This window comes from Mycobacterium sp. 1245852.3 (assembly GCF_001669335.1).
Lineage (GTDB): Bacteria > Actinomycetota > Actinomycetes > Mycobacteriales > Mycobacteriaceae > Mycobacterium > Mycobacterium europaeum_A.
In genome coordinates this window covers 1-21,006 of the sequence record NZ_LZLL01000620.1, presented here as the reverse complement: position 1 = coordinate 21,006, position 21,006 = coordinate 1, and the positions used below count along the sequence as shown (strand labels likewise).

The window sequence follows — 21,006 nt, the reverse complement described above, 5'->3', positions numbered from 1 at the left end:
CGGCCACCATGCCCGGTGCCACGTCGCCCCACCCGGCGCGCTCCCAGTTGGCCCGCGCCGCGGCGATCGGATCACGCTTTTCCGGTTGTGATTGCGCCACGCCCCTTCTTACCGCACTTGGCGCCCGGGTGTGGCCTTTCCCAACGCCGAGAGCACCGCCGTCGTCGACGCTCGGCTGCCCACGGTGATCCGCGCGCCGCCGTCCGCGTAGTACCGCACCCGCGGCCCGCTGTCGCCGAAAACCTCACGCCACGACCGATACCGCCCGTCGCCGGCCGGCAGATACATGAAATTCGCGTGCGCGTCGGTGGTGTGGATCCCCATCGCGCTCAGGCGGTTCCGCAGATGGCGGCGTTCGGCGGTGATCAACCGGATCCGGCGCAGCAGTTCGTCTTCCGCGTGATACGACGCCGCGACCGCGAGCAAGCTGGTGATCGCGATGCCGAACGGCAGCTGCTGGGACCACAGCGTCCGGGCCAGCTCCGTCGACGCCACCCCGTAGCCGATCCGCAGCCCCGCCAGCCCGTAGGCCTTGGAGAACGTCCGCACCACCACCACGTGGGGGAAACGCGCGACCAACGCCGCCACGTCGAAACGGTGCTCGACGGCGGTGAACTCGATATAGGCCTCGTCGAGCAGCACCACGGTGTCGCGCGGCACCCGGCGGAGAAACCGGAAAACGGCGGCCCTGGGCTCGATGGTGCCGGTCGGGTTGTGCGGCCGGCACACCACCACCACCCGGGCCAGCGCGGCCGCGTCGGCCAGCGCGTCGAGGTCGTTGTGGCCGCGCTCGTCCAGCGGCACGAGTGACGGATTGAGCCGCGCCATCTGCGCGACGATCGGATAGCCGTCGAACGTCGGCGATGCCATCGCCATCGTGTCACCCGGCGACGTCAGCGCGCGCAGCGCCTGCAGCACGACGCCGGTCGCCCCCGCACCCAGCACCACCCGGTCGGCGGGCACACCGATGTGCGCGGCGATCACGTCGCGCAGCCGTTCCGGCAGGAACTCCGGATACCGGTTCGCCGCGCGAACGGACCGGATCAGCGCGGCACGGACCGCCGGTAGCGGGGGAAACGGATTCTCGTTGAGCGACAAGGCAAACGGATCCACCGCGTTGGGCAGCGCTTCGCGGATCTCGCCGTCCATCAGGCCCGGCACCGCGTGCATCAGCCTCGACCACCCCAGCGCACCGCGGCCGCGCCGGCGAAGTCGCCGGCATGCGCGAACGCCGCCATCATCACCACGTCCCCGGCCGCGAGCTGACCACCGGAGACGGCGCGGTCCAGGTTGATCGGGATGCCGGCGCCGAACAGGTTGCCGCACTCGTCGAATGTGTCACCGTGTCTTGATTTCGGCACCTCGAGCGCGTCACGCCAGTTGCGCAGGAACGCCCGATTGGGCTGGTTGGTGACCAGCAGGTCGATGTCCTTGGCGGCCAGGCCGATTCGATCGCACACCGCCAGCGCCACCTCGGGGACCTGCCGGTTGCCGCGGGCCAGCACCTTGGTGATCTTGCTTTCGGTGAAACCGATGCTGCCCTCGCCGGGACCGGCCTGCCACCACTTGCGGGGCGGGTCGTAGGACAGCGTCATTTCGCCCGCGTACTCGCCGTAGGTGCGGCACTCGATGTCCAGGATGGGTGAGTGGCCGCCCACCGTGACCAGCCCCACCGCGGCGCCGTCGCCGGGCACCGCGGACTGCGCCTTGCGGCGAATCGTCGGCTGATCGAAGAACTGGCCGGCCGCGTTTTGCGCGATCGCGATCAGCGCGGTGTGCCCTTCGCCCGCGGCCAGCAGTTTGCGAGCCACGTTGAGCGCCAACACGAATGCGGCGCAGCCGCCGTTGTTCAGGTCGAGCACCCAGGACGGTCGCATGCCCAGCCGGTGCGCGATGCCACCGCCCTGGCCGTAGAACGCCATGTCGGGCACCTGGGTGTGGGTGATCAGCACGTCGGCGCCTGCGACGGCGTCGTGGCCGTGCCGGTCGATCAGGCCCTGGGCAGCGCGTTCGATCATGTCGATGGAACTCTCGTCCGCGGCGACGTGATGGCGGAACTTCGGCGCGCGGAACATCACGTTGTCGCGCAGGTCGTCGGATTCGGCGAATTGCGCGTAATAGTCGGCGGGGATCGGCTCACCCGGCAGGTACGTGGAGACGTCGATCAGGCTGACGCTTGGGCCACCCATGGCCCGCTCACCTCATCCAGACGGGCGTCACCGGCAGCCCGTTGCGGTGGCGGTACTCGGCGATCGCCTTGAGGTTGCGCAGCTCCAGCAGATGGCCGGCGCCGAACATGTCCCAGAAGTCGCCGACCCACACCGGGCGCTGGGCGGGCGCGGTCTCGGGATACGGGTTGTGATCATAGAATGGGTGGTGGCAATTCGTCCACAGCACAACCGATCCCGGCTTGTCGAGGACCGTCGCCGCGTCGACGACGCGCATCAGGTAGATCATCCACAGGTGCTTGCCCTGGTCCCAGGCGCAGTGGTAATCCACGGTCCGGGCCTGCGCGTTGGCGACGGTGCGGGTGTAGATCTTGGTTTCCGAGCCCAGCCGGTCGTGGGCCAGCCACAGCCCGGGTTCGTCCGTGGGTGTGAAGCCGCGCAGGCTGTAGGTCCACTCCTCCAGACTGCGGGTGTCGGCCATGTACTCGTACAGCTCGTCGGGTGGGCAGTCGATGTAATCGTTGACGGTGCAATACTGTCCGAAGACCTCATCGTGCGGGTATACCGACCGCATCATGTCCATGATGATCGGCGTGGCCTTCTCCCTGGGGCTGGTTTCGATGCGGGTGACGCCATCGATCAGGTCGGGGATATCCTCAAGCGCTGGCAGCGACATTGGTCTGGTTCTCCTTAACACGCGAAATGTGCTCCGCGGCAGCGCGTTTGACGTGCGTAGCCGCGAGAAACGGCGCAAACGGCGGGATCTCGTCGGCGTCGCACTCGACGCTGACCACCGCCGGACCGTCGATGCCGAGCGCGGCGCCCATGGCCACCGCGAATCCATCGACGTCGTTGACGTCCACCGACGTCAAGCCCGGGAACATCGCCGCCAGCCCGGCCCCCAGCCGGCTGGGACGAAAACGGTTGTAGCTGTACAGGTCGTCATAGAACAACTGCTCACGGGTCACGCACATGGCGTGCGCGTTGTTGTTGAACAGGACGAAGGTCATCGGTAATCGATATTGCACGGCGGTGTGCACTTCCATGCCGTGCATGAAGAATGCGCCGTCACCGGCGATCACGACGGTATGGCCGCCGGGCCGGCCACTGTTGTTGCGGCCGAACGACATTCCGATCCCGGCCCCGAAGCTGTAGCCCATGCCGCCCATGCCGAGCGCGACGGCGAACCTGCCGCCGCGGCGTGCCGGCAGGTAGTGAATCGCGGCGGCGCCGGTGTTGCCGGCGTCGACCACGACGTCGGCCCCGTCGGGCAGGACGCGGTCCAGCACCGCCATGGCGTCGCGGTACCGCAGGCCCGGCCCCGCGCAGGGCGGCGGCGTCAGCTCGGTGGGCCGCAGCGGGCCCGGCACCCGCACCTTGGCGGGCCGTCCCGGACCGGACAGCGCCTGGGTCAGCATGCGCAGCGAGCCGCGCAGGTCGTCGGTGTGCACGTGCGGGCATGCCACATAGGGCGGCGCCGACCCGAGCGAGACCGTCGGCACCGCCGCCAGAGCGTCGTCCAGCCCGGTGCGCGCGGTGACCGACAGGCGCGTGCCCACGACCAGGCACACGGCGCTGCCGGCCACCGCTTCAGCCACACCCGGGTGGCCCATGACGCCGGTCACCCCGAGCGCGGACGACGATCCGAGGCCGGGTGTGCCGGCGACGTCTTTGGCGTCGGGCACGGTGGCCACCCGCGCCCGCAGCACCGCCCGCAGGGCTTCGAGCTCGGCGCGGGCGTCGTCGCGGGCGACCTGCTCGCCGACGATGATGGTCACCGGGCCGCTGGCGCCGCGCAGCATTTCGGCGATCGAGTCCGGATTGCCGATGGGACGCGGGCCCTCGACCGGCCGCCCATTCTGCGCGCAGTCCAGGGTCGCCTGCTGAATATCCTTGGGCAGCAACAGAACCGCCGGGCCGCCGCAACGTGCCGCGGCGATCGCCCGGGGCAGCAGCGCGACGATGTCGGCGGGCGTACGCAGCCGGCGGCAGAACAGCGACACCGCCGAGAACAACGCCTCGGCGTTCGGCGACCCGTTGACGCCACTGGTGTCCTGGAAGCTGCCCTGACCGTCCATCGCGGCGGCGGGCTGGCCGACCAACGCCAGCACCGGCACCCGGCTGGCCAGCGACTCGCCCAGCCCGGCAACCAGGTTCAGCGCTGCGCCACCCGAGGTCGCGGCCACCACGCCCAGCCCGGCGCCGCTGCGGCTGTACCCGTCGGCCATGGTGGCCGCCGAGAACTCGTGCTTGGCCAGCACGGCGTCGATGCCGGGGCGGAAGTGCGCGGCGTCGTACACGTCCTCGATGTTGGCGCCGTCCACACCGAAGAGGTGGTCGACTCCGATTGCCGCGAGGTGCCCGACGATGTGGTCGGCCACCCGGTACCTGCCGGGCATGCCTGAAGGAACGAGGTAGGCACTCGGTCGGTTCATTGCTCGTCCATGAACCGTTCACCGGTCCCCATCGTGGTGTTGAGATGACCATCGAACTGCGCAACGTGGTGCGCGAGTACCGGGTCGGCGGTCAGACGGTGCGGGCGCTCGACGAGGTCAGCCTGTGGCTGGCGGACGGGCAGTTCGTGTCGGTCGTCGGGCCCTCGGGGGCCGGGAAAAGCACGCTGCTGCACCTGCTCGGGGCCCTGGATTCCCCCGATTCGGGAACGATCGCGTTCGACGGCGAAGAGATCGGGCGACTCGGCGACGAGCAGCAGTCGCGGTTTCGCCATCACCGGGTGGGCTTCATCTTTCAGTTCTTCAACCTGTTGCCGACGCTGTCGGCGTGGGAGAACGTGGCCATTCCCAAGCTGCTCGACGGGGTCCGGCTGGGCGCCGCCAAACCGGAGGCGATCCGGCTGCTGGATCGCGTCGGGCTCGGCGACCGGACCGGGCACCGCCCGGCCGAACTATCCGGCGGTCAGATGCAACGGGTCGCGGTGGCGCGCGCGTTGATGATGAACCCGCCGCTGATTCTCGCCGACGAGCCCACCGGAAACCTGGACTCCGCCACGGGGGCGTCCATTTTGGCGCTGTTGGCCGAGGTGGCGCACGAGGACGCTGCGGGCCGGCTGGTGGTGATGGTGACCCACAACGCCGACGCGGCCGCGGCCACCGACCGGGTGATCACCCTGCAGGACGGTCGGGTCGGCTCCGACGTGCTGGCGGGCGCCGGGTGAAACCCGGATCGGCGATCACGGCCACGGCGAGCAGGCTGCGGGTCTTCAGCCTGCGCGAGCTCACCGTACACAGGCGCCGCACGGTCGCGTCGATCTCCGTAATGGCGGTATCGGCAGCGTATTTGGTGGCGGTATTCGGCATCTTCGGGTCGATCACCGGGTCGGTGAGCCGGCTGGCCGACGGGATCGCGGGCGTCGCGGCGCTCGAGGTGTCGGGCATCACCGACGCCGGATTCCCCGACTCGATCCTGGCCGAGGTGGCCGCGGTCCCGGGCGTGGCGACCGCGGCGCCGATGATTCGAACGTCGGCGACCACGCCGTCGGGGCCCGTGCTGCTGCTGGGCGCCGATGCGAGCACCGCCGCCCTGGGCGGGGCGTTGACAGACGCGGTGTCCCGACCCGTGCAGGCGCTGTCCGCGACGCCGTCCGGTGTTCAGGTCGGGCCGCGGGTCGGCTACGCGAAAGGCCAGGCGTTCCAACTGGGTTCGGCCTCGGTCACGGTGACCGACGTGCTCGCGGGCAAGCAATACGCGAACCTCAACGGCGGGCACTACGTGCTCGCCCCACTCGCCTTGGCGCAGCACGCCGCCGGCCGCACCGGCCAACTCGACTCGATACTGATCACCACCAAGCCCGGCGCCGACCTCGGAGCCGTTCGCGCCGCGGTCACCGGCGCGGTGAACGGTCGCGCGATCGTGGCGGCCCCCAGCTTCCGGGCGGCCCGCGCCGGTGACGGGGTCAAGCTGATGAACTACATGGCCCTGCTGGGCGCCGCGGTGGCGTTGGTGGTCGGCGCGTTTTTGATCTACACCACGATGACGATGGCGATCACCCAGCGCCGGCCGGTCATCTCGATGCTGCGCGCCATCGGCGGCCGGCGCGTCGCCATCGTCGGCGACATGCTCGCGGAGGCCGCGGTTCTCGGCCTGATCGGCGGGGCCGTCGGGTCCGCGTTGGGAATTGTGGCGGCCCACATCGCGATTCGCCGGTTGCCCCCGGCGGTGACGCAAGGGCTCGAAGCCCGCGTCGAGTACTGGCTGCCCGGCTATGCGCTACCGCTGGCGCTCGCGGTGACGGTGCTCACCAGCGTGGCGGCCTCGGCGATGGCGGCGCGCCAGGTGTACAAGGTTTCGCCCATCGAGGCGCTGGCCCCGGTCGGCGCCTCGGCGGCCGACGTCGTGCCACGGTGGTTGCGCGTCGCCTGTGGGGTCGGCGCCGTTGCGGTGATCGCGGTGGCTGCGGTGCTCGTCACCGGCCAGCGCGGCAGCTACGCCGTCGTCGCGATGGCCGCCCTGTTGGGCGCGCAGATCGCCCTGGGCTTCGCGCTCACCAGGCCCATCGTCAACGCCGCGGCGGCGACGGCGCGCACGTTCGGATCGTTCGGGGCGCTCGCGGCGGCGACGATCCAACGCGCGCCGCGGCGCGTGTGGGCGACGGTGATGACCGTGCTCATCGGGGTGCTCACCACCGTCGTGATCACCGGTACGAACTCCGACATGATCCGGTCGGCCCGTAGCATCTTCGCGCCGGTCGCCGACACCGACGTCTGGGTGAGCGCAGATCCCCCGGACAGTTACCCCACCGACGCTCTGCCACAAGGCCTTTCCGGCAAGATCGCCGCGCTTCCGGGGGTGGCGCGAGTGACCGAGGGCGCGTTCGGATTCGCCGACGTCGGCGGCACCCGGGTGCTGCTCGACGGGTTCGCCACCGGCAGCAACGATGCGCTGTTCGGAGCGCTCGACGAACGAGTGCGCTCCGAGGTGCTCGCCGGCCGGGGCGTGGTGCTCACCCAGAATCTGGGCGCGATCCTGCACCTGCGGGCCGGTGAGCCCCTGCGGCTGCAGACGCCGCACGGCGCACGGGAGGCGACCGTGCTGGCCCTGGTGCCGTTCTTCTCGACGGTCATCGGCACGGTCGGGATCGACCTGGATCACCTGCGGGCGTGGTTCGATCGCCCGGCGGCGACGACGCTGCAGGTCGTCGCCGCGCCGAAGGTGAACCGGCAACGCCTGGTGGCCGCGGTCCGCGCGGCGGTGCCCGCGCCGAACCACGTGTACGACGGTGCCGCGGCGCTGGCGGGGCTGCAGGCCCCCCTGCATCAGAGCATGTTCATCGCCAACGCGGTGTGGATCATCGTCGTGACGGTGGCCGCGGTCGCACTGCTCAACACGTTGACGCTGTCGGTGATCGAACGCCGCCGCGAGATCGGCGTGCTGCGGGCAATGGGTTCCAGTCGGCGATTCACCTTGCGGATGGTCCTGGCCGAGGCGGCCGGAATCGGTGTGGTGGGGGGCGTTTTGGGGCTTGCGCTCGGACTGACCGACCAGTGGCTGTTCAGCCGCATCAGCCGGGACATCATGAACTTCGAGGTCGGCTTTCGGCTGAGTCCGCTCGCGCTGGCCTTCACGCTCGGTGCGCTCGCGATCAGCCTGCTCGGCTCGGTGCCACCGGCACGGCGTGCGGCGCACCTGTCCATCATCGAGGCGGTCAGCGTCGAGTGAGGATGGCGAATCCCTGCAGATGGGGTTTGCACGGGAAGGGCACCGGCGTTCGCGGAACGCTGCGCAGCGCGGTGGTGTCGAATCCGGCCGCGGCGATCGCGTCGCGGGTTCGCCGGTTCGGCTCGCAACCGCCCGCCAGCCACGACCAGGGCCGGGCGATCAGGTCCTGGAACCGTCCCGTCGCTCCGTCTCCGCGCACGTGCTCGAGGACGACGAGCCGGCCCCCGGGGACGAGGACCCGCCGGATCTCGCGCAGGGTCGCGGCCACGTCGTCGACCGAGCACAACACCAGCCCGATATGGACGGAATCGAAAGCGTTGTCCGGGAACGGAATCGCTTCACCGACGCCCTCGACGATGTCCACCGCGATGCCACGGCGTTGCGCGAGCCGCCTGGCCATCCGCCGAAACGTCGCCTCGGGTTCCACCGCGGCGACCGACGTCACCGCCGCGGGCAGAAACTTCAGGTCTGTTCCCGGCCCCAGGCCGAGCATCAACAGCCGGCCGGTCGCGTTGCTCAGGGCGGCCCGCCGATACCGGTGGTAGAACAACCGGTCGAAAACCGGCTGGCCGAACCGGTACACATGCAGGAACAGGAATTGCCGGAGCGTCATCGGCCGCCCAGATCCATTCGGAACGGCGGATATTCGTCGCGCATCAACGACACGTACACCGCCACCCGGTAGCGCCAGCGCACCATGCCCATCAGCAGATCGAACATGCCCTGCGGGATGGTTCCGGTGCACAACAGCGCCACCGCGGAGATGACGCAGAGCACCTGTAGCGGCGCCTCCATCGACCAGCACAGCAGGACCTGCGGGATCGCCAGCAGCCACTTCACCAGCACCGCCCAGTTTTTCAGCCGGTCCGGGTAGTCGACGGTAAGGTCTCCGGGGTAGTCGGGCCGGGACGCAAGGGTGAACGGCGGGTACTTGTCCGTGCTGTTCATCGGGAATCGGTAGTTCATCACGCGCCACGACCAGCGCAGCACCCCGACGTTGAACTCGAAGAGCGGCCGCGGATACCGCCCGGTGCACAGGATCACCACGCCCGCGGCCACGGTCGAGAGCGGATACACCAGGTAGAGCAGGATCAGGATCGGGTAGTGCGGCAGGGCCAGCACGCACCACTTCAACAGCCAGAGCCAGCGCGAGGGCAAGTCGAAATCGCCTCGCACCCTTACGGATTCGGCCGGTTCGTTCACGGGCTCGACGGGATCTTCGCCACTACCCCCAAGTTTCGGCTGATTTGAGCGGACATCCGGCGATGGCTCGTCAAGCGCAGAAACGTCGTCAGCGCCGAGGTCTGCAGCCGGTCCGAGATCAGGGCGGCCGGTCTGAGCACGCGCTCACCGTGCGACACCGGCAACGACGCCGCCCACGACACGGCCATGACCCGCCGGCGCCGGGTCTTCTCGTAGGACCGCAACGCACGCGAAACATCTTCGCCGCGAACGTTTGTCGCACGACGCACGCCCGCCAGTGCCCCGCACAGCACCATGGTGTCGAGCAACGCCTGGTTGGTGCCCTGAGCCAGGGTGGGCGGCATCGTGTGCGCGGCGTCGCCGAGCAGGGTCACCGGGCCTTGGCCCGCGCGCGGGATCGGATGGCGGAAATGCGGGAACGGCGAGCGGGCCAAATCGTCGTCGGTCAAGGTGGCGAGCACCCGATCGACCGAGTCCGACCATCCGCAAAAGTGCGAGCGCATCATCTCGATCGGCCGCTGCGGCCGGACGAAGTCGGGCGACCACGGCAGGTCGAACCACCACTGCACGTCGCAGCCCCCGGCCGGCCACAGGCCGAGGTTGCCGTGCCCGCCGATAATCATCAGCGCGGCATCGCAATCCGCGATCTCCGGAAGCGTGGCCAGCCCCTGCCAGCTGCACCAACCGGTGGGCGACGCGCCTTGGGCGCCAACGTGATCGCGCACCCGCGAGTGCAGGCCGTCGGCACCGATCAGCACGTCCCCCTCGGCCACCGTGCCGTCGTCGAACTCGACGCTGACCCCGTCACCCGTGCTTGCCAACCCGATCACCCGGGAGCCGCACCGGATGCGCTCGGCCGGGAACCCCTCGAGAAGCCGATCCAGCAGAACGCGGCGCGGAACCATCCGGATGGGCGCACCCAGTCGCCGCACCATCGCGGTCACGTCGAGGGTTCCGACCCTGCGGCCCGTGGGCGTCACCGCCCGCACGGTGGCCAAGGGCCGGCCGGCGCCGTCCATGTCGACACCCAGCTGGTTGAGGACCGTCTCGCCGTGGGACCAGATCGTCACCGCGCCGCCGGCCGCCCGCACATCGGGCCGCTGCTCGAAGACGGTGACGTCATGCCCGTCGCGGAGCAGGCCCCGGGCGACGGAGATGCCGGCGACACCGGCGCCCACGACGAGCACCCGGAGCGAACGCGCGTCGCCGAACACGCGATCCTCTATAGCGAGCGTTGCAGGAGCACTTGGCCGCTGTCGGCGGCAACCACCTGCACGGCGGCGATCTGGTCGATCGGGGTCGAGATGGCACCCGCGGGTGTCGCGGTGTGGCCGGGCACGGCCACCCACGTCGCCAACCGCGTCTGGCTGCCGTCGCGGCCCACCACAACCATGGCGAGCGTGTCGTGGTGCGCGTTGAGCGGCGCCAGGCACACGCAGCGCAGGTTGATGGAGGTCCCCCAGTGCTGGCTGCTGACGGCGACCGTCGACGTCAGCAGGGTGGTGCTCACCTGCGCCATCGGCTCCGACGACGCGGTCACCTGCTGGGACGGAGTCGACGACCACCCCTCGAGGCCGACGAACACCCCGATCGCCAGCACCGCGGCCGCGGCCGCCGACGCCACCCAGGTCACCACCCGGGTGCGGCGCCGGCGCCAACGAACCGTCGCCAGCAGGGACGGCAGCAACTGTGGAGACATCTCCGGGGCCGGACCGGATTGGTCGATCGCGGCCACCTCGGCACGGTCAAGCTGTGAGAGCAGGGCCGGCACTCCACTGAGATCGGCGACGGCCTCCCGGCAAGCCGGGCAGCGCGCCATGTGCGTCTCGAATTCGCGGCGTTCCGCGGCCGACAAAGATCCCAACACGTATGCGGCATCCCACATCGCGTAGCGGTCTTCGGGAGGGCCGACATCCTGCACCGGCGTCCTCATTTCATCCATCTCCGTCACCCCTCAAGCATTCGGAGCCCCTCATCGGGTGACCCCAAGTTCCTGCAGAGTGAGTCGCAACGCCCGCACGGCATAGTGTAGTCGCGACTTCACTGTTCCCTCGGCGATGCCGAGGTCCGCAGCGATCTGCGTGGTGGTCCATCCGCGGTAGTAGGACCGTTCGATCACTGCTCGGTGCTCGGCGGACAACTGGGCCATCCCGTCCGCTATCAGCAACCGGTCCAGCGCCGCATTGACCTCATCCGGCGTGGACTGTTCGGGCGCACCCGATACGTCTGTGGAACCGACGACGTTGCGAAACCGCGCGCTGCGCCGGTCGTCAATGATCATGTTGCGGGCCACCGTGAACAGCCACGCCCGCGCCGAGCGCTCGGTGTCCCCGACGACCTCGGGATGCTGCCATGCGCGCAGCAACGTCTCCTGGACCACATCCTCGGACTGGCTCGCGTCCCCCGTCAGCCGCAGCGCATAACGCCACAGCACCGCGGCGTGTTCGTCATAGAGCGCCTTCATCAGAGCGGCCTCGGCAGCCCCGGAAGCCCTCCCCGTGCCAGCCACACGAGCCACTCGATCACCTCCTGCCCGGGAAACGAGCGGAGCTGAGGTTTAGTTCACCAGCGTCAGGATGCGCGGCCCCGCGTCGGTGACCGCGACGGTGTGCTCCCAGTGTGCCGCGCGCGAGCCGTCGGTGGTGGTGACCGTCCACTGGTCGTCCAGCACCACCGTCTTGCCGGTGCCCAGCGTCAGCATGGGTTCGATGGCCAGCACCGACCCGGCGGCCAGCAGGGGGCCGCGCCCGGGCGAACCCTCGTTGGGCAAAAACGGATCCATGTGCATCTGCCGGCCGATGCCGTGCCCGCCGTAACCCTCGACGATCCCGAAGGCGCGCGAATGGCGGGCCTCCGCGTCGCGGGTGCCCATCTCGATGGCGTGCGACACGTCGGTCAGCCGGTTACCGGGCACCATCGCCGCGATCCCGGCCTCCAGCGATTCCCGGGTCGCCTGCGACAGCGCTTCGTCGGCGGCGTCCAGCGTCCCGACCCCGAAGGTGATCGCGGCGTCGCCGTGCCAGCCGTCGAGCACCGCGCCGCAGTCGATGGACACCAGGTCGCCGGACGCCAGGATCTCGGCGGCCGACGGTATGCCGTGGACGACCCGCTCGTTGACCGACGAACAGATCGACGCGGGATAACCGTGATAGCCCAGGAACGACGGCACCGCGCCGGCGTCGCGGATCACCGACTCGGCGATCTCGTCCAGGCTCAGCGTCGACACCCCGGCGATCGCGGCCGCCCGCACCGCCTGCAGCGCCGCCGCGACCACCGCGCCCGCCGCCGCCATGGCGTCGAGCTCACCGGCGCTGCGCTGCGGCACCACCTTGCGGCTCCGCAGCCGCGCCAGCGGGTTCATCCCTACTTGCCCAGCGCCTGCAACGCGCGGGCGAACACTTCGTCCATAGTGCCGACGGCGTCGACCGTCTTGAGCTGGTCGCTGTAGTACTCCAGCAGCGGTGCCGTCTCGTCGCGGTAGACCTTCATCCGGTTCAGGATGATGTCGTCGGTGTCGTCGGCGCGGCCCCGCGCTTTGAGCCGCTCCAGCAGCTCCTCCTGGGACACCCGGAATTCCAGCACCGCGTCGATGTCGGTGCCCCGGCGCCCCAGCATGTCGTGCAGGGCTTTGGCCTGTCCGGTCGACCGCGGGAAGCCGTCCAGGATGAAGCCGTTGGCCGCGTCGGCATCGCTCAGGCGGTCGTCGACGAGCTGGTTGGTCAGCTCGGAGGGCACCAGGTCGCCGGCGTCCAGGTAGCGCTTGGCCTCCAGGCCCAGCTTGGTTCCGTTCTCGATGTTGCTGCGGAACAGCTCACCGGTGGAGATGTGCGGGATTCCCAGCTTTTCGGAGAGCTTCTGGGCCTGCGTTCCCTTGCCCGCCCCCGGCGGTCCCAGCAAAACGACTCTCACTTCAGGAACCCTTCATAGTTGCGCTGCATGAGCTGACTCTCGATCTGCTTGACCGTATCCAAGCCCACGCCGATCATGATCAACACCGCGGTACCGCCGAACGGCAGATTCTGAACCGCTCCGCCATTGCCGATCTGCAAGAACAAGTTGGGCAGCACCGAGATCGCGCCGAGGTAGATCGAGCCCGGCAGGGTGATCCGGCTCAGCACGAAACGCAGGTAGTCGGCGGTCGGCTTGCCCGGCCGGATGCCGGGGATGAACCCGCCGAACTTCTTCATCTCGTCGGCACGCTCGTCGGGATTGAACGTGATCGACACGTAGAAGTACGTGAAGAAGATGATGAGGCCGAAGTAGATGGCGATGTACACCGGATCGCTGGGGTCCGACAGGTAGCTGCCGACGAACTTGTCCCACCAGCTGTTGCCCACGCCGCCGCTGCCGCTGCGGATCAGTTGGGTGATCAGGTGCGGAATGTAGATCAGCGAGGACGCGAAGATGACCGGGATAACACCGGCCTGGTTGACCTTGAGCGGCAGATACGTGGAGGTTCCGCCGTACATGCGCCGGCCGACCATCCGCTTGGCGTACTGGACCGGGATCCGGCGCTGGCCCTGCTCGACGAACACGACGCCGACGATGATGACCAGCGCGGCGACCAGGACGGCGGCGAAGATCATCCCGCCGCGGCTGTCCAGGATCGTCTTGCCCTCGGCGGGGATGCGGGCCGCGATCCCGACGAAGATCAGCAGCGACATGCCGTTGCCGATGCCGCGCTCGGTGATCAGCTCACCCATCCACATCACCAGCGCCGCGCCGGACGTCATCACCAGCACGATGACCACCAGCGTGAAGATGCTCTGGTCGGCGATGATGTCCAGCGAGCAGCCCTGCAGCAGCCCGCCGTTGGCGGCCAGGGCCACGATGCTGGTGGCCTGCAGGATGGCCAGCGCGATGGCCAGGTAGCGGGTGTACTGCGTCATCTTGGCCTGGCCCGATTGGCCTTCCTTGCGCAGTTCCTCGAACCGCGGGATGACGACCGTGAGCAGCTGCACGATGATGCTGGCCGTGATGTAGGGCATCACCCCCACCGCGAACACGGTGAGTTTGAGCAGGGCACCACCGGAGAACAGGTTGATCAGCGAGTAGATCTGTCCGGCCGCGCCACCGCTGGCCTCTTTGATGCACTGCTGGACGTTCGGGTAGTTGACGCCAGGGGACGGTAACGCGGCGCCGACCCGATACAAGACGACGATGCCAAGCGTGAAGAGGATCTTCCGTCTCAGGTCGACTGTCCGCAGCGATGAGATGAAAGCGGAAAGCAACTCTTCCTCCTGCGCAGCCGGGGGTTTCCTGCATCACGCGCCCAACACCCGCAGGCCAGGACGTACGGCCGACTAATCTACAGCGCGTCAAACCGTGTACGAGACTAACAGCTGGTACGGGCAGCTCTGGTCAGGGCCTTTACTGCGCCCCTCTGTGAGACCGCCCGCGGCGCGGTTAACCGGGCGTTTGCGTCGCCGCCGCCCCACGGGAGAAAAACACAGCAAGCCGTAAGCCGCGAGGCGTAGAGTTCCCCTGACTCGTTGCATTTGCTAAATAACTTGGGAGCAGCATGACACGCACTGACCAAGACAGCTGGGACTTGGCCTCGAGCGTCGGCGCCACGGCCACCATGGTCGCCGCGGCCCGCGCGCTGGCCAGCGAGGGTTCCAATCCGATCATCAACGACCCCTTCGCCGCACCCCTGGTGCGCGCGGTCGGCCTCGATTTCTTCCGGCGCCTGGTCGACGGTGAGGTCACCGAATCCGAGGGCTACCAGGGCAGCGGCAAGGACCTGGGGCTGGAGACCGACTCGATCGCCGTGCGCACCCGCTTCTTCGACGACTTCTTCCTGGACGCCGCCCGCGACGGGGTCCGCCAGGCGGTGATCCTGGCCGCCGGCCTCGATTCCCGCGCCTACCGGTTGAGCTGGCCGGCCGGCAGCGTGGTCTACGAGGTCGATCAGCCCGCCGTCGTCGAGTTCAAGAGCACGACGATGTCGCACCTGGGTGCCGCCCCGGCCGCGGAGCGGCGCACGGTCAGCATCGATCTGCGCGAGGACTGGCCGGCCGCGTTGCGCGACAGCGGCTTCGACGTGACCCAGCCGACGTCGTGGAGCGCCGAGGGACTGCTGATGTACCTGCCGCCGGACGCCCAGGACCGGCTCTTCGACAACATCACCGAGCTCAGCGCCCCCGGCAGCAGGCTGGCCACCGAGTATCACCCCGACACCGCCGGCACGACGATGTCGCAACGCGCCCAGGAGTTCAACGACAGGTGGGCCAAAGTCGGCTGCGACATCGACCTGTCGGGGCTGTTCTTCGACGGCGAGCGCAGCAACGTCGTCGACTACCTCACCGGTAAGGGCTGGGAGGTGGCCGCCCGGCCGCGCCGCGAACTGTTCGGTGAATACGGCGTGCAATTCCGCGACGACGAGGCGATGGCGCAGTTCCGCAACATCGTCGCGGTGACCGCCACCCTGCGTTAGCCATGCCGGAGACCGACAGCAAGCGATCGGACGGCGACAGCTGGGATCTGGCGTCCAGCGTGGGAGCCACCGCCACCGCGGTGGCCGCCCGGCGGGCGCTGGCATCCAAGGGTCCCAACCCGCTGATCGACGATCCCTTCGCCGAGCCGTTGGTGCGCGCCGTCGGCGTCGAGGCCTTCATCCGGATGATGGATGGAGACATCGAGACCCCCGAGGATGATCCGGCGTTCACCGCGCGGCGGCTCGGTGAGGGCATGGCGGTCCGCACCCGGTTCTTCGACTCGTTCTTTCTGGGGGCCGCCGACTCCGGTATCCGCCAGGCCGTCATCCTGGCCTCGGGACTGGACACCCGGGCCTACCGGCTGGCCTGGCCGCCCGGCACCGTGGTCTACGAGATCGACCAGCCGCGGGTGATCGAGTTCAAGACCCGCACGCTGGCGGACCTGGGTGCAACCCCGAGCGCCGAGCGGCGGGCGGTGGGCGTGGACCTGCGCGACGATTGGCCGGCCGCATTGCGCGGCGGTGGATTTGATGCGGCCGCGCCCACGGCGTGGAGCGCCGAAGGCCTGCTGGGTTATCTGCCGCCGGAGGCACAGGACCGCCTGTTCGACAGCATCACCGCGCTGTCCGCCCCCGGCAGCCGGATCGGCACCGGCTACGTGCCCGACATGCGCGGGCGCATCGAAAAGCGGGGCCGCGAGATCAGCGAGCGCTGGCGCCGGATGGGGCTGGACCTCAACTGGGCGGATCTGGTGTACCCCGGCGAACGCAACGACGTCGTGACCTACCTGTCCGAGCGGGGCTGGCGCTCGTCGGTGCACAGCACCCCGGAACTGTATGCCGCCAACGGTTTCGAATTTCCCGAGCAGCCGTCGATGGCGGCCTTCGCCGACATCCGATACGTCACCGCGACCCTGTCCGAGGAGGCGTCGTGACCCGCACCGATCGAGACACCTGGGACCTGGCCTCGAGCGTGGGCGCCACGGCGACCTGGGTCGCCGCTTGCCGGGCGCTGGCCGGTAAGCGGGCCGACGCGCTGATCGACGATCCGTTCGCCGACCCGCTGGTCCGCGCGGTGGGCGCCGAGTTCTTCATCCGGGTGCTCGACGGCGAAATCACCGATGAGACCGGCGGTCTCGATGCCGACGCCGACCCGGACGCGGAATTCAACCTGCAGCGGATGACCAACATGATGGCCGTGCGCACCCGCTACTTCGACGACTTCTTCACCGACGCAACCGCTTCCGGCATCCGCCAGGTCGTCATCGTGGCCTCCGGCCTGGACTCACGCCCCTATCGCCTGGCCTGGCCGGCGGGCACCGTGGTGTACGAGGTCGACCAGCCCGCCGTCATCGAGTTCAAGTCCACGACGCTGGGCACGTTGGGGGCCAAGCCCACCGCGCAGCTGCGCACGGTGTCGGTCGACCTGCGCGAGGACTGGCGTGGCGCCCTGCGGGACAAGGGTTTCGACGAGTCGCGGCCCAGCGCCTGGAGCGCCGAGGGTCTGTTGATGTATCTGCCGCCGCAGGCGCAGGACAGCCTGTTCGACGTGATCACCACGCTCAGCGCGCCGGGCAGCCGGCTGGCGACCGAGTACCACGACGGCGGCACCTCGGAGCTGCTGGAAAGGCGCGCCAAGGCGATGACCAGGCGGTGGGGGCAATTCGGCTTCGATGTCGACGTGTCGACGCTGGTCTACCGCGGCGCGCGCACGCCTGCAGCGCAGTATCTGAGCGCCCTGGGCTGGCAAGTGTCGACCCGCACCCGCGCCGACATGTTCGCCGAGGCGGGGCTGCCCCTTCCACCGGGCGACAGCCTGGAGTCGCTGCGGCACAGCATCGCGGTCGACGCCGTACTGCCCTGACGGTCAGTGGGGGTTGGCCGCCGGCGCCCGCACGACCATCGGCACGGCCGGGAAACACCAGGCCATCTCCGAGCGCGACTTGCGCAGCGCGGCGGTGCCGTAACCCCGCTTGCGGTGATCGGGGTGGATCCAGATCCGCACGTCGACCTCGCCGCGGACCAGCTCGCCGAACACCATGCCGACCTTTTCGCCGTGGTCGATGGCCACGAACCAGGCGGCCTCCTCGTCGTCGACCCGGCCCAGCGCGGCGCTGATCTCGTCGTCGAGGTTGCCCGCCTGCCCGCCGGATCCGTCGCCCGACACGCCACCCATGTCCTCGGTGCGGACGCGGAAGATGTCGCGGTCCTCGCTCGCGGAGAACGGCCGCAGCTCGAGGGTGTCCCCCGAACTCGCGGGACGCTCGCCCAGGGTGAAGCTCAGCTGCTTGTTCAGGTCCTCGAGTTCGGTCTGGATCGTCTTTCGCGAATCCTTCGTGAGTCGGTCGAAGGACAAGCCGAATACCGCTTCGGCGCCCGTCCGCGAGGTATCGAGCAAACCGGCGATGGCGTCGATCGCCTCCGATTTGTTGCCCGCCTCCACAATCAGGTCGAGTACTTCGTGCCGTCGTTCAAGGGCTTTCAACAGTGCGTCGGCGATTTCGCGGCGGGCGGCTTTGCGGTCCTGGTCGGTCATTGCACCAGCCTAGATCGCCGGTGGCACCACCGCGCTACATCTGCGGTTCCCCAACTCCAGGAAGCGCTGGTAACGATCCCCGACCGCGCTCGCCCAGGCGGGGTCGGGCTCCACGATGCGCTCGGTGCGCACCCATCGGGCGGCATCGGCGATGGTCGTCTCGAGGCCGGCCGCCATGCGCGCCAGGAAGGCCGCTCCCAGCGCGGCCCCCTCCGCCACCCCGGACACCTCGACCGGGCGCCCGGTGGCGTCGGCGATGGCTTGCAGCCACGGCCCCACCCGGGTGCCGCCGCCGGTGGCCACGATGCGTGACACCGGCGTCCCGGACAGTTCGATGAGCTGGCGGACCACGAAGCCGGATGCCTCGTAGGCGGCCCGCCGCAGCGCGGCGGCGTCGTGGGTCAGATCCAGGGCCTCGAGCACGCCCCGGCGGTCCGGGTCGTGGAACGGGGTGCGCTCGCCCCGCAAATAGGGCGACCACACCGGCACCCGCCCGGGCTCCACGGCCGTCGGATCCGCCGGTGCCACAACGCGATCCACCCAGCACAGGAACAGCCCGCCGGCGTTGCTGGCCCCGCCGATCTGGCTCTTGCCGGGCGTGGTGTGCGGAATGGTCCACAGGCCGGGCATCTGGCGGGCCTCGGCGATCGTCGTCCAGACGATCAGCGTGGTCCCGCACATCACCAGCACGTCGCCGTCGTGGTCGGCACCGGCGACGATCTGTTCGCACAACGCGTCGATGGCGCCGGTGGCCAGCGCGGCCTCGCTGCCGTTGACCTGCCCGACGACGGCCCCCATGCTTTCCACCCGGGGCAGCTGCGAGACCTGCGCGCCCCGCTCGGCGCATGCCTCGGGGTTCCAGCCGGTCCCGTCGAACAAGGGAAACGCCGTGGCGGCGGTGGCGATGTCGATGACCGCCTGGCCCGACAGCGCGTGGTTGGCCACCGCCGGCGCGGGCCAGTAGCCGGCGGCGCCCGGCGCGTGGGCGGCCGTCCAGCGCAAGAACTCGGCGGCCTCGCCCAGTGCGGGCAGCGGCGGCGCTTGTGGGCCCGGGCCGCCGGGCGTGCGGCCCCGCGCGTCGCCGTAGAGCAGTCCCGGCGTGATCGGTGTGCCGGTGTCGTCGACGGCGGTCATCGACGGCACCATCGCCGAGACGGCCACCGCCGCGATTCCGGGTTGCCCGACCAGTTGGTCCAGCGCCGCCGACGGCCCACGCCGCCACGCCGCCACGGCGTCGTGCTCCAGCCGGTCGGGTTCGGGCACCCGCAGCTCGTGCGGGATGCGCACGCGCGCCGTCACGTTGCCGTCGGGGTCGGCGGCGATGGCCTTGACCGCGGTGCTGCCGACGTCGATGCCGATTGTGACGTCTTTGCGTGACACGGGCGTCACCGTACGCCAGCATTGGCACTCGTGACGTCCAAACCGCGCGCCTTGGTGACCGCCCCGATGCGTGGGCCGGGCTTCGCCACACTGCGGGAGTTGGCCGACGTCGTCTACGACCCCTGGATCGAGCAGACCCCGCTGCGCATCTACAGCGCCGAGCAGCTGGCCGATCGGATCACCGGCGAGGGCGCCGAAATCGTGGTGGTGGAAAGCGATTCGGTGCGCGGCCCGGTGTTCGACGCGGGCGTGCGGGTGATCGCGTCCACCCGTGGCGACCCCAACAACGTCGACGTCGCCGGGGCCACCGCGGCCGGCATCCCGGTGCTGAACACGCCGGCCCGCAACGCCGATGCCGTCGCCGAGATGACGGTGGCCCTGCTGCTTGCCGCCACCCGGCACGTGCTGACCGCGGACGCGGATGTGCGCAGCGGCAACATCTTTCGCGACGGCAGCATCCCGTATCAACGCTTCCGCGCCGCCGAGATCGCCGGGCTCACCGCGGGGCTGGTGGGCCTCGGCGCGGTCGGCCGCGCTACGCGGTGGCGGCTGTCCGGGCTGGGCCTACGCGTCATCGCCCACGACCCCTACAACCCCGACGCCCGGCACAGCCTCGACGAGTTGCTGGCCGAGGCCGACGTGGTCTCGATGCACGCCCCGGTCACCGACGACACGGCCGGCATGATCGGCGCGCGGGAGTTCGCGGCCATGCGCGACGGCGTGGTCTTCCTCAACACCGCCCGGGCCCAGTTGCACGACACCGATGCGCTGGTGGACGCCCTGACCGCGGGCAAGGTGGGCGCCGCGGGGCTCGACCACTTCGCCGGCGAGTGGCTGCCGGCCGATCACCCGCTGGTGGGCATGGGAAACGTGGTGCTGACCCCGCACATCGGGGGCGCCACCTTCGACACCGAGGCGCGGCAGGCGCAGATGGTGGCCGACGACCTGCAAGCGCTGTTGGCCGGCAACGCGCCCGCGCATATCGTCAACCCGGAGGTGTTAGGGCCATGAAGTTCGTGGACAACCCGGAAACCGCGGTGCTGGACGCCGCCAAGGACATGCTGCGCCGCGGTCTGGTCGAGGGGACTGCCGGCAACATCTCCGCGCGCCGCGCCGACGGCCACATCGTCATCACCCCGTCGTCGGTCGACTACCGCGACATGCAGCTCGACGACCTGGTGCTCGTCGACGCCGACGGCTCGGTGTTGCAGGCGGCGCAGGGCCGCGCGCCGTCATCGGAGATGCAGCTGCACCTGGCGTGTTATCGGGCGTTCGACGACATCGGCAGCGTCATTCACAGCCATCCGGTGTGGGCCACCATGTTCGCCATCGCCCACGAACCGATCCCGGCCTGCATCGACGAGTTCGCGGTCTATTGCGGCGGCGACGTCCGGTGCACCGACTACGCCGCCTCCGGCACGCCCGACGTCGGCGCCAACGCGGTGAAGGCGCTCGAGGGCCGCGGCGCCGCGCTGATCGCCAACCACGGCCTGGTGGCGGTGGGACCGCGGCCCGACAAGGTGTTGCATATCACCGCGCTGGTCGAGCGGACCGCTCAAATCGTCTGGGGTGCAAGGGCTCTCGGCGGGCCGGTGCCCATCCCCGAG

Annotated in this window: 21 protein-coding genes and 1 pseudogene; 7 read left to right on the top strand and 15 right to left on the bottom strand. The window is 69.7% G+C overall.

Annotated elements, in window-relative coordinates:
* From A9W96_RS31085 to A9W96_RS28950, 5 genes and pseudogenes are all read right to left on the bottom strand, one after another.
* Positions 1-100 (bottom strand): annotated as a pseudogene (locus tag A9W96_RS31085) (MarR family transcriptional regulator); the annotation flags it as partial.
* Between the two features lie 8 nt (positions 101-108).
* Positions 109-1,170, bottom strand: a complete 1,062-nt coding sequence (locus tag A9W96_RS28965; RefSeq protein WP_067144600.1) for a histidinol-phosphate transaminase — start codon at positions 1,168-1,170, stop codon at positions 109-111.
* Positions 1,170-2,189 (bottom strand): 3-oxoacyl-ACP synthase III family protein, encoded by a 1,020-nt coding sequence (locus A9W96_RS28960; protein WP_067144598.1) that lies wholly within the window; start codon positions 2,187-2,189, stop codon positions 1,170-1,172. The genes A9W96_RS28965 and A9W96_RS28960 overlap by 1 nt, the downstream gene beginning before the upstream one ends.
* 7 nt (positions 2,190-2,196) lie before the next feature.
* Positions 2,197-2,844 (bottom strand): hypothetical protein, encoded by a 648-nt coding sequence (locus tag A9W96_RS28955; protein WP_066860469.1) that lies wholly within the window; start codon positions 2,842-2,844, stop codon positions 2,197-2,199.
* The gene (locus tag A9W96_RS28950; protein ID WP_231999953.1) at positions 2,825-4,567 is read right to left on the bottom strand and encodes a thiamine pyrophosphate-binding protein; all 1,743 of its coding nucleotides are present in this window, start codon (positions 4,565-4,567) and stop codon (positions 2,825-2,827) included. The genes A9W96_RS28955 and A9W96_RS28950 overlap by 20 nt, the downstream gene beginning before the upstream one ends.
* Before the next feature lie 80 nt (positions 4,568-4,647).
* Between A9W96_RS28950 and A9W96_RS28945 the strand changes: the two genes are divergently transcribed.
* Complete coding sequence (locus A9W96_RS28945; protein ID WP_066860475.1) at positions 4,648-5,343, top strand: ABC transporter ATP-binding protein; 696 nt, start codon at positions 4,648-4,650, stop codon at positions 5,341-5,343.
* Positions 5,340-7,844, top strand: a complete 2,505-nt coding sequence (locus tag A9W96_RS28940; RefSeq protein ID WP_067144594.1) for an FtsX-like permease family protein — start codon at positions 5,340-5,342, stop codon at positions 7,842-7,844. Before A9W96_RS28945 ends, A9W96_RS28940 begins: the two co-directional genes overlap by 4 nt.
* Here the strand turns inward: A9W96_RS28940 and A9W96_RS28935 are convergent.
* From A9W96_RS28935 to secY, 8 genes are read right to left on the bottom strand one after another with little or no spacing between them, the layout of a single operon-like run.
* The gene (locus A9W96_RS28935; RefSeq protein WP_067144593.1) at positions 7,831-8,457 is read right to left on the bottom strand and encodes a class I SAM-dependent methyltransferase; all 627 of its coding nucleotides are present in this window, start codon (positions 8,455-8,457) and stop codon (positions 7,831-7,833) included. The genes A9W96_RS28940 and A9W96_RS28935 overlap by 14 nt on opposite strands.
* Positions 8,454-9,020, bottom strand: a complete 567-nt coding sequence (locus A9W96_RS28930; protein ID WP_066882268.1) for a DUF4389 domain-containing protein — start codon at positions 9,018-9,020, stop codon at positions 8,454-8,456. The genes A9W96_RS28935 and A9W96_RS28930 overlap by 4 nt, the downstream gene beginning before the upstream one ends.
* Positions 9,021-9,043: 23 nt before the next feature.
* Positions 9,044-10,261 (bottom strand): NAD(P)/FAD-dependent oxidoreductase, encoded by a 1,218-nt coding sequence (locus tag A9W96_RS28925; protein WP_067144592.1) that lies wholly within the window; start codon positions 10,259-10,261, stop codon positions 9,044-9,046.
* A gap of 8 nt (positions 10,262-10,269) precedes the next feature.
* On the bottom strand, positions 10,270-10,989 hold the full coding sequence (locus tag A9W96_RS28920; RefSeq protein WP_067144591.1) for an anti-sigma factor: 720 nt from the start codon (positions 10,987-10,989) through the stop codon (positions 10,270-10,272).
* 30 nt (positions 10,990-11,019) lie between these two features.
* Positions 11,020-11,565 (bottom strand): sigma-70 family RNA polymerase sigma factor, encoded by a 546-nt coding sequence (locus tag A9W96_RS28915; protein WP_082972677.1) that lies wholly within the window; start codon positions 11,563-11,565, stop codon positions 11,020-11,022.
* A 39-nt stretch (positions 11,566-11,604) separates the two neighbouring features.
* The gene (map, locus tag A9W96_RS28910; RefSeq protein WP_066869469.1) at positions 11,605-12,408 is read right to left on the bottom strand and encodes a type I methionyl aminopeptidase; all 804 of its coding nucleotides are present in this window, start codon (positions 12,406-12,408) and stop codon (positions 11,605-11,607) included.
* A 2-nt stretch (positions 12,409-12,410) separates the two neighbouring features.
* Positions 12,411-12,956, bottom strand: a complete 546-nt coding sequence (locus A9W96_RS28905; RefSeq protein ID WP_066869466.1) for an adenylate kinase — start codon at positions 12,954-12,956, stop codon at positions 12,411-12,413.
* Complete coding sequence (gene secY, locus A9W96_RS28900) at positions 12,953-14,278, bottom strand: preprotein translocase subunit SecY (protein ID WP_066869463.1); 1,326 nt, start codon at positions 14,276-14,278, stop codon at positions 12,953-12,955. Before secY ends, A9W96_RS28905 begins: the two co-directional genes overlap by 4 nt.
* Positions 14,279-14,568: 290 nt before the next feature.
* On the opposite strand from secY, the gene A9W96_RS28895 reads away from it, so the two are divergent.
* Genes A9W96_RS28895 through A9W96_RS28885 form a run of 3 tightly spaced genes read left to right on the top strand, consistent with a single transcriptional unit; the run spans position 14,569 to position 17,347 of the window.
* Positions 14,569-15,483 (top strand): class I SAM-dependent methyltransferase, encoded by a 915-nt coding sequence (locus tag A9W96_RS28895; protein ID WP_067144590.1) that lies wholly within the window; start codon positions 14,569-14,571, stop codon positions 15,481-15,483.
* Positions 15,484-15,485: 2 nt separating this feature from the next.
* On the top strand, positions 15,486-16,418 hold the full coding sequence (locus A9W96_RS28890) for a class I SAM-dependent methyltransferase (RefSeq protein ID WP_067144589.1): 933 nt from the start codon (positions 15,486-15,488) through the stop codon (positions 16,416-16,418).
* Complete coding sequence (locus A9W96_RS28885) at positions 16,415-17,347, top strand: class I SAM-dependent methyltransferase (RefSeq protein ID WP_067144588.1); 933 nt, start codon at positions 16,415-16,417, stop codon at positions 17,345-17,347. Before A9W96_RS28890 ends, A9W96_RS28885 begins: the two co-directional genes overlap by 4 nt.
* A 3-nt stretch (positions 17,348-17,350) precedes the next feature.
* On the opposite strand, the gene A9W96_RS28880 is transcribed toward A9W96_RS28885, so the two are convergent.
* Both A9W96_RS28880 and A9W96_RS28875 read right to left on the bottom strand, forming a co-directional pair.
* Positions 17,351-18,019: a GNAT family N-acetyltransferase gene (locus A9W96_RS28880; protein WP_067144587.1), complete on the bottom strand. Its 669-nt coding sequence runs from the start codon at positions 18,017-18,019 to the stop codon at positions 17,351-17,353.
* Between the two features lie 9 nt (positions 18,020-18,028).
* Complete coding sequence (locus A9W96_RS28875; protein WP_067144601.1) at positions 18,029-19,399, bottom strand: FGGY-family carbohydrate kinase; 1,371 nt, start codon at positions 19,397-19,399, stop codon at positions 18,029-18,031.
* A gap of 30 nt (positions 19,400-19,429) precedes the next feature.
* On the opposite strand from A9W96_RS28875, the gene A9W96_RS28870 reads away from it, so the two are divergent.
* Complete coding sequence (locus tag A9W96_RS28870; RefSeq protein ID WP_067144586.1) at positions 19,430-20,410, top strand: NAD(P)-dependent oxidoreductase; 981 nt, start codon at positions 19,430-19,432, stop codon at positions 20,408-20,410.
* Positions 20,407-21,006: L-fuculose-phosphate aldolase (locus A9W96_RS28865; protein ID WP_067144585.1), on the top strand; the 600-nt coding region annotated here is incomplete at its 3' end. The genes A9W96_RS28870 and A9W96_RS28865, both read left to right, overlap by 4 nt.

What these genes read in the sequence shown, in the direction of transcription:
- A9W96_RS28920 (WP_067144591.1), bottom strand. Translation starts at nt 10,989, where the DNA reads ATGGATGAAATGAGGACGCCGGTGCAGGATGTCGGCCCTCCCGAAGAC.
- A9W96_RS28955 (WP_066860469.1), bottom strand. Translation starts at nt 2,844, where the DNA reads ATGTCGCTGCCAGCGCTTGAGGATATCCCCGACCTGATCGATGGCGTC.
- A9W96_RS28890 (WP_067144589.1), top strand. Translation starts at nt 15,486, where the DNA reads ATGCCGGAGACCGACAGCAAGCGATCGGACGGCGACAGCTGGGATCTG.
- A9W96_RS28935 (WP_067144593.1), bottom strand. Translation starts at nt 8,457, where the DNA reads ATGACGCTCCGGCAATTCCTGTTCCTGCATGTGTACCGGTTCGGCCAG.
- A9W96_RS28960 (WP_067144598.1), bottom strand. Translation starts at nt 2,189, where the DNA reads ATGGGTGGCCCAAGCGTCAGCCTGATCGACGTCTCCACGTACCTGCCG.
- map (WP_066869469.1), bottom strand. Translation starts at nt 12,408, where the DNA reads ATGAACCCGCTGGCGCGGCTGCGGAGCCGCAAGGTGGTGCCGCAGCGC.
- A9W96_RS28880 (WP_067144587.1), bottom strand. Translation starts at nt 18,019, where the DNA reads ATGACCGACCAGGACCGCAAAGCCGCCCGCCGCGAAATCGCCGACGCA.
- A9W96_RS28895 (WP_067144590.1), top strand. Translation starts at nt 14,569, where the DNA reads ATGACACGCACTGACCAAGACAGCTGGGACTTGGCCTCGAGCGTCGGC.
- A9W96_RS28965 (WP_067144600.1), bottom strand. Translation starts at nt 1,170, where the DNA reads ATGCACGCGGTGCCGGGCCTGATGGACGGCGAGATCCGCGAAGCGCTG.
- A9W96_RS28950 (WP_231999953.1), bottom strand. Translation starts at nt 4,567, where the DNA reads ATGCCCGGCAGGTACCGGGTGGCCGACCACATCGTCGGGCACCTCGCG.
- A9W96_RS28945 (WP_066860475.1), top strand. Translation starts at nt 4,648, where the DNA reads ATGACCATCGAACTGCGCAACGTGGTGCGCGAGTACCGGGTCGGCGGT.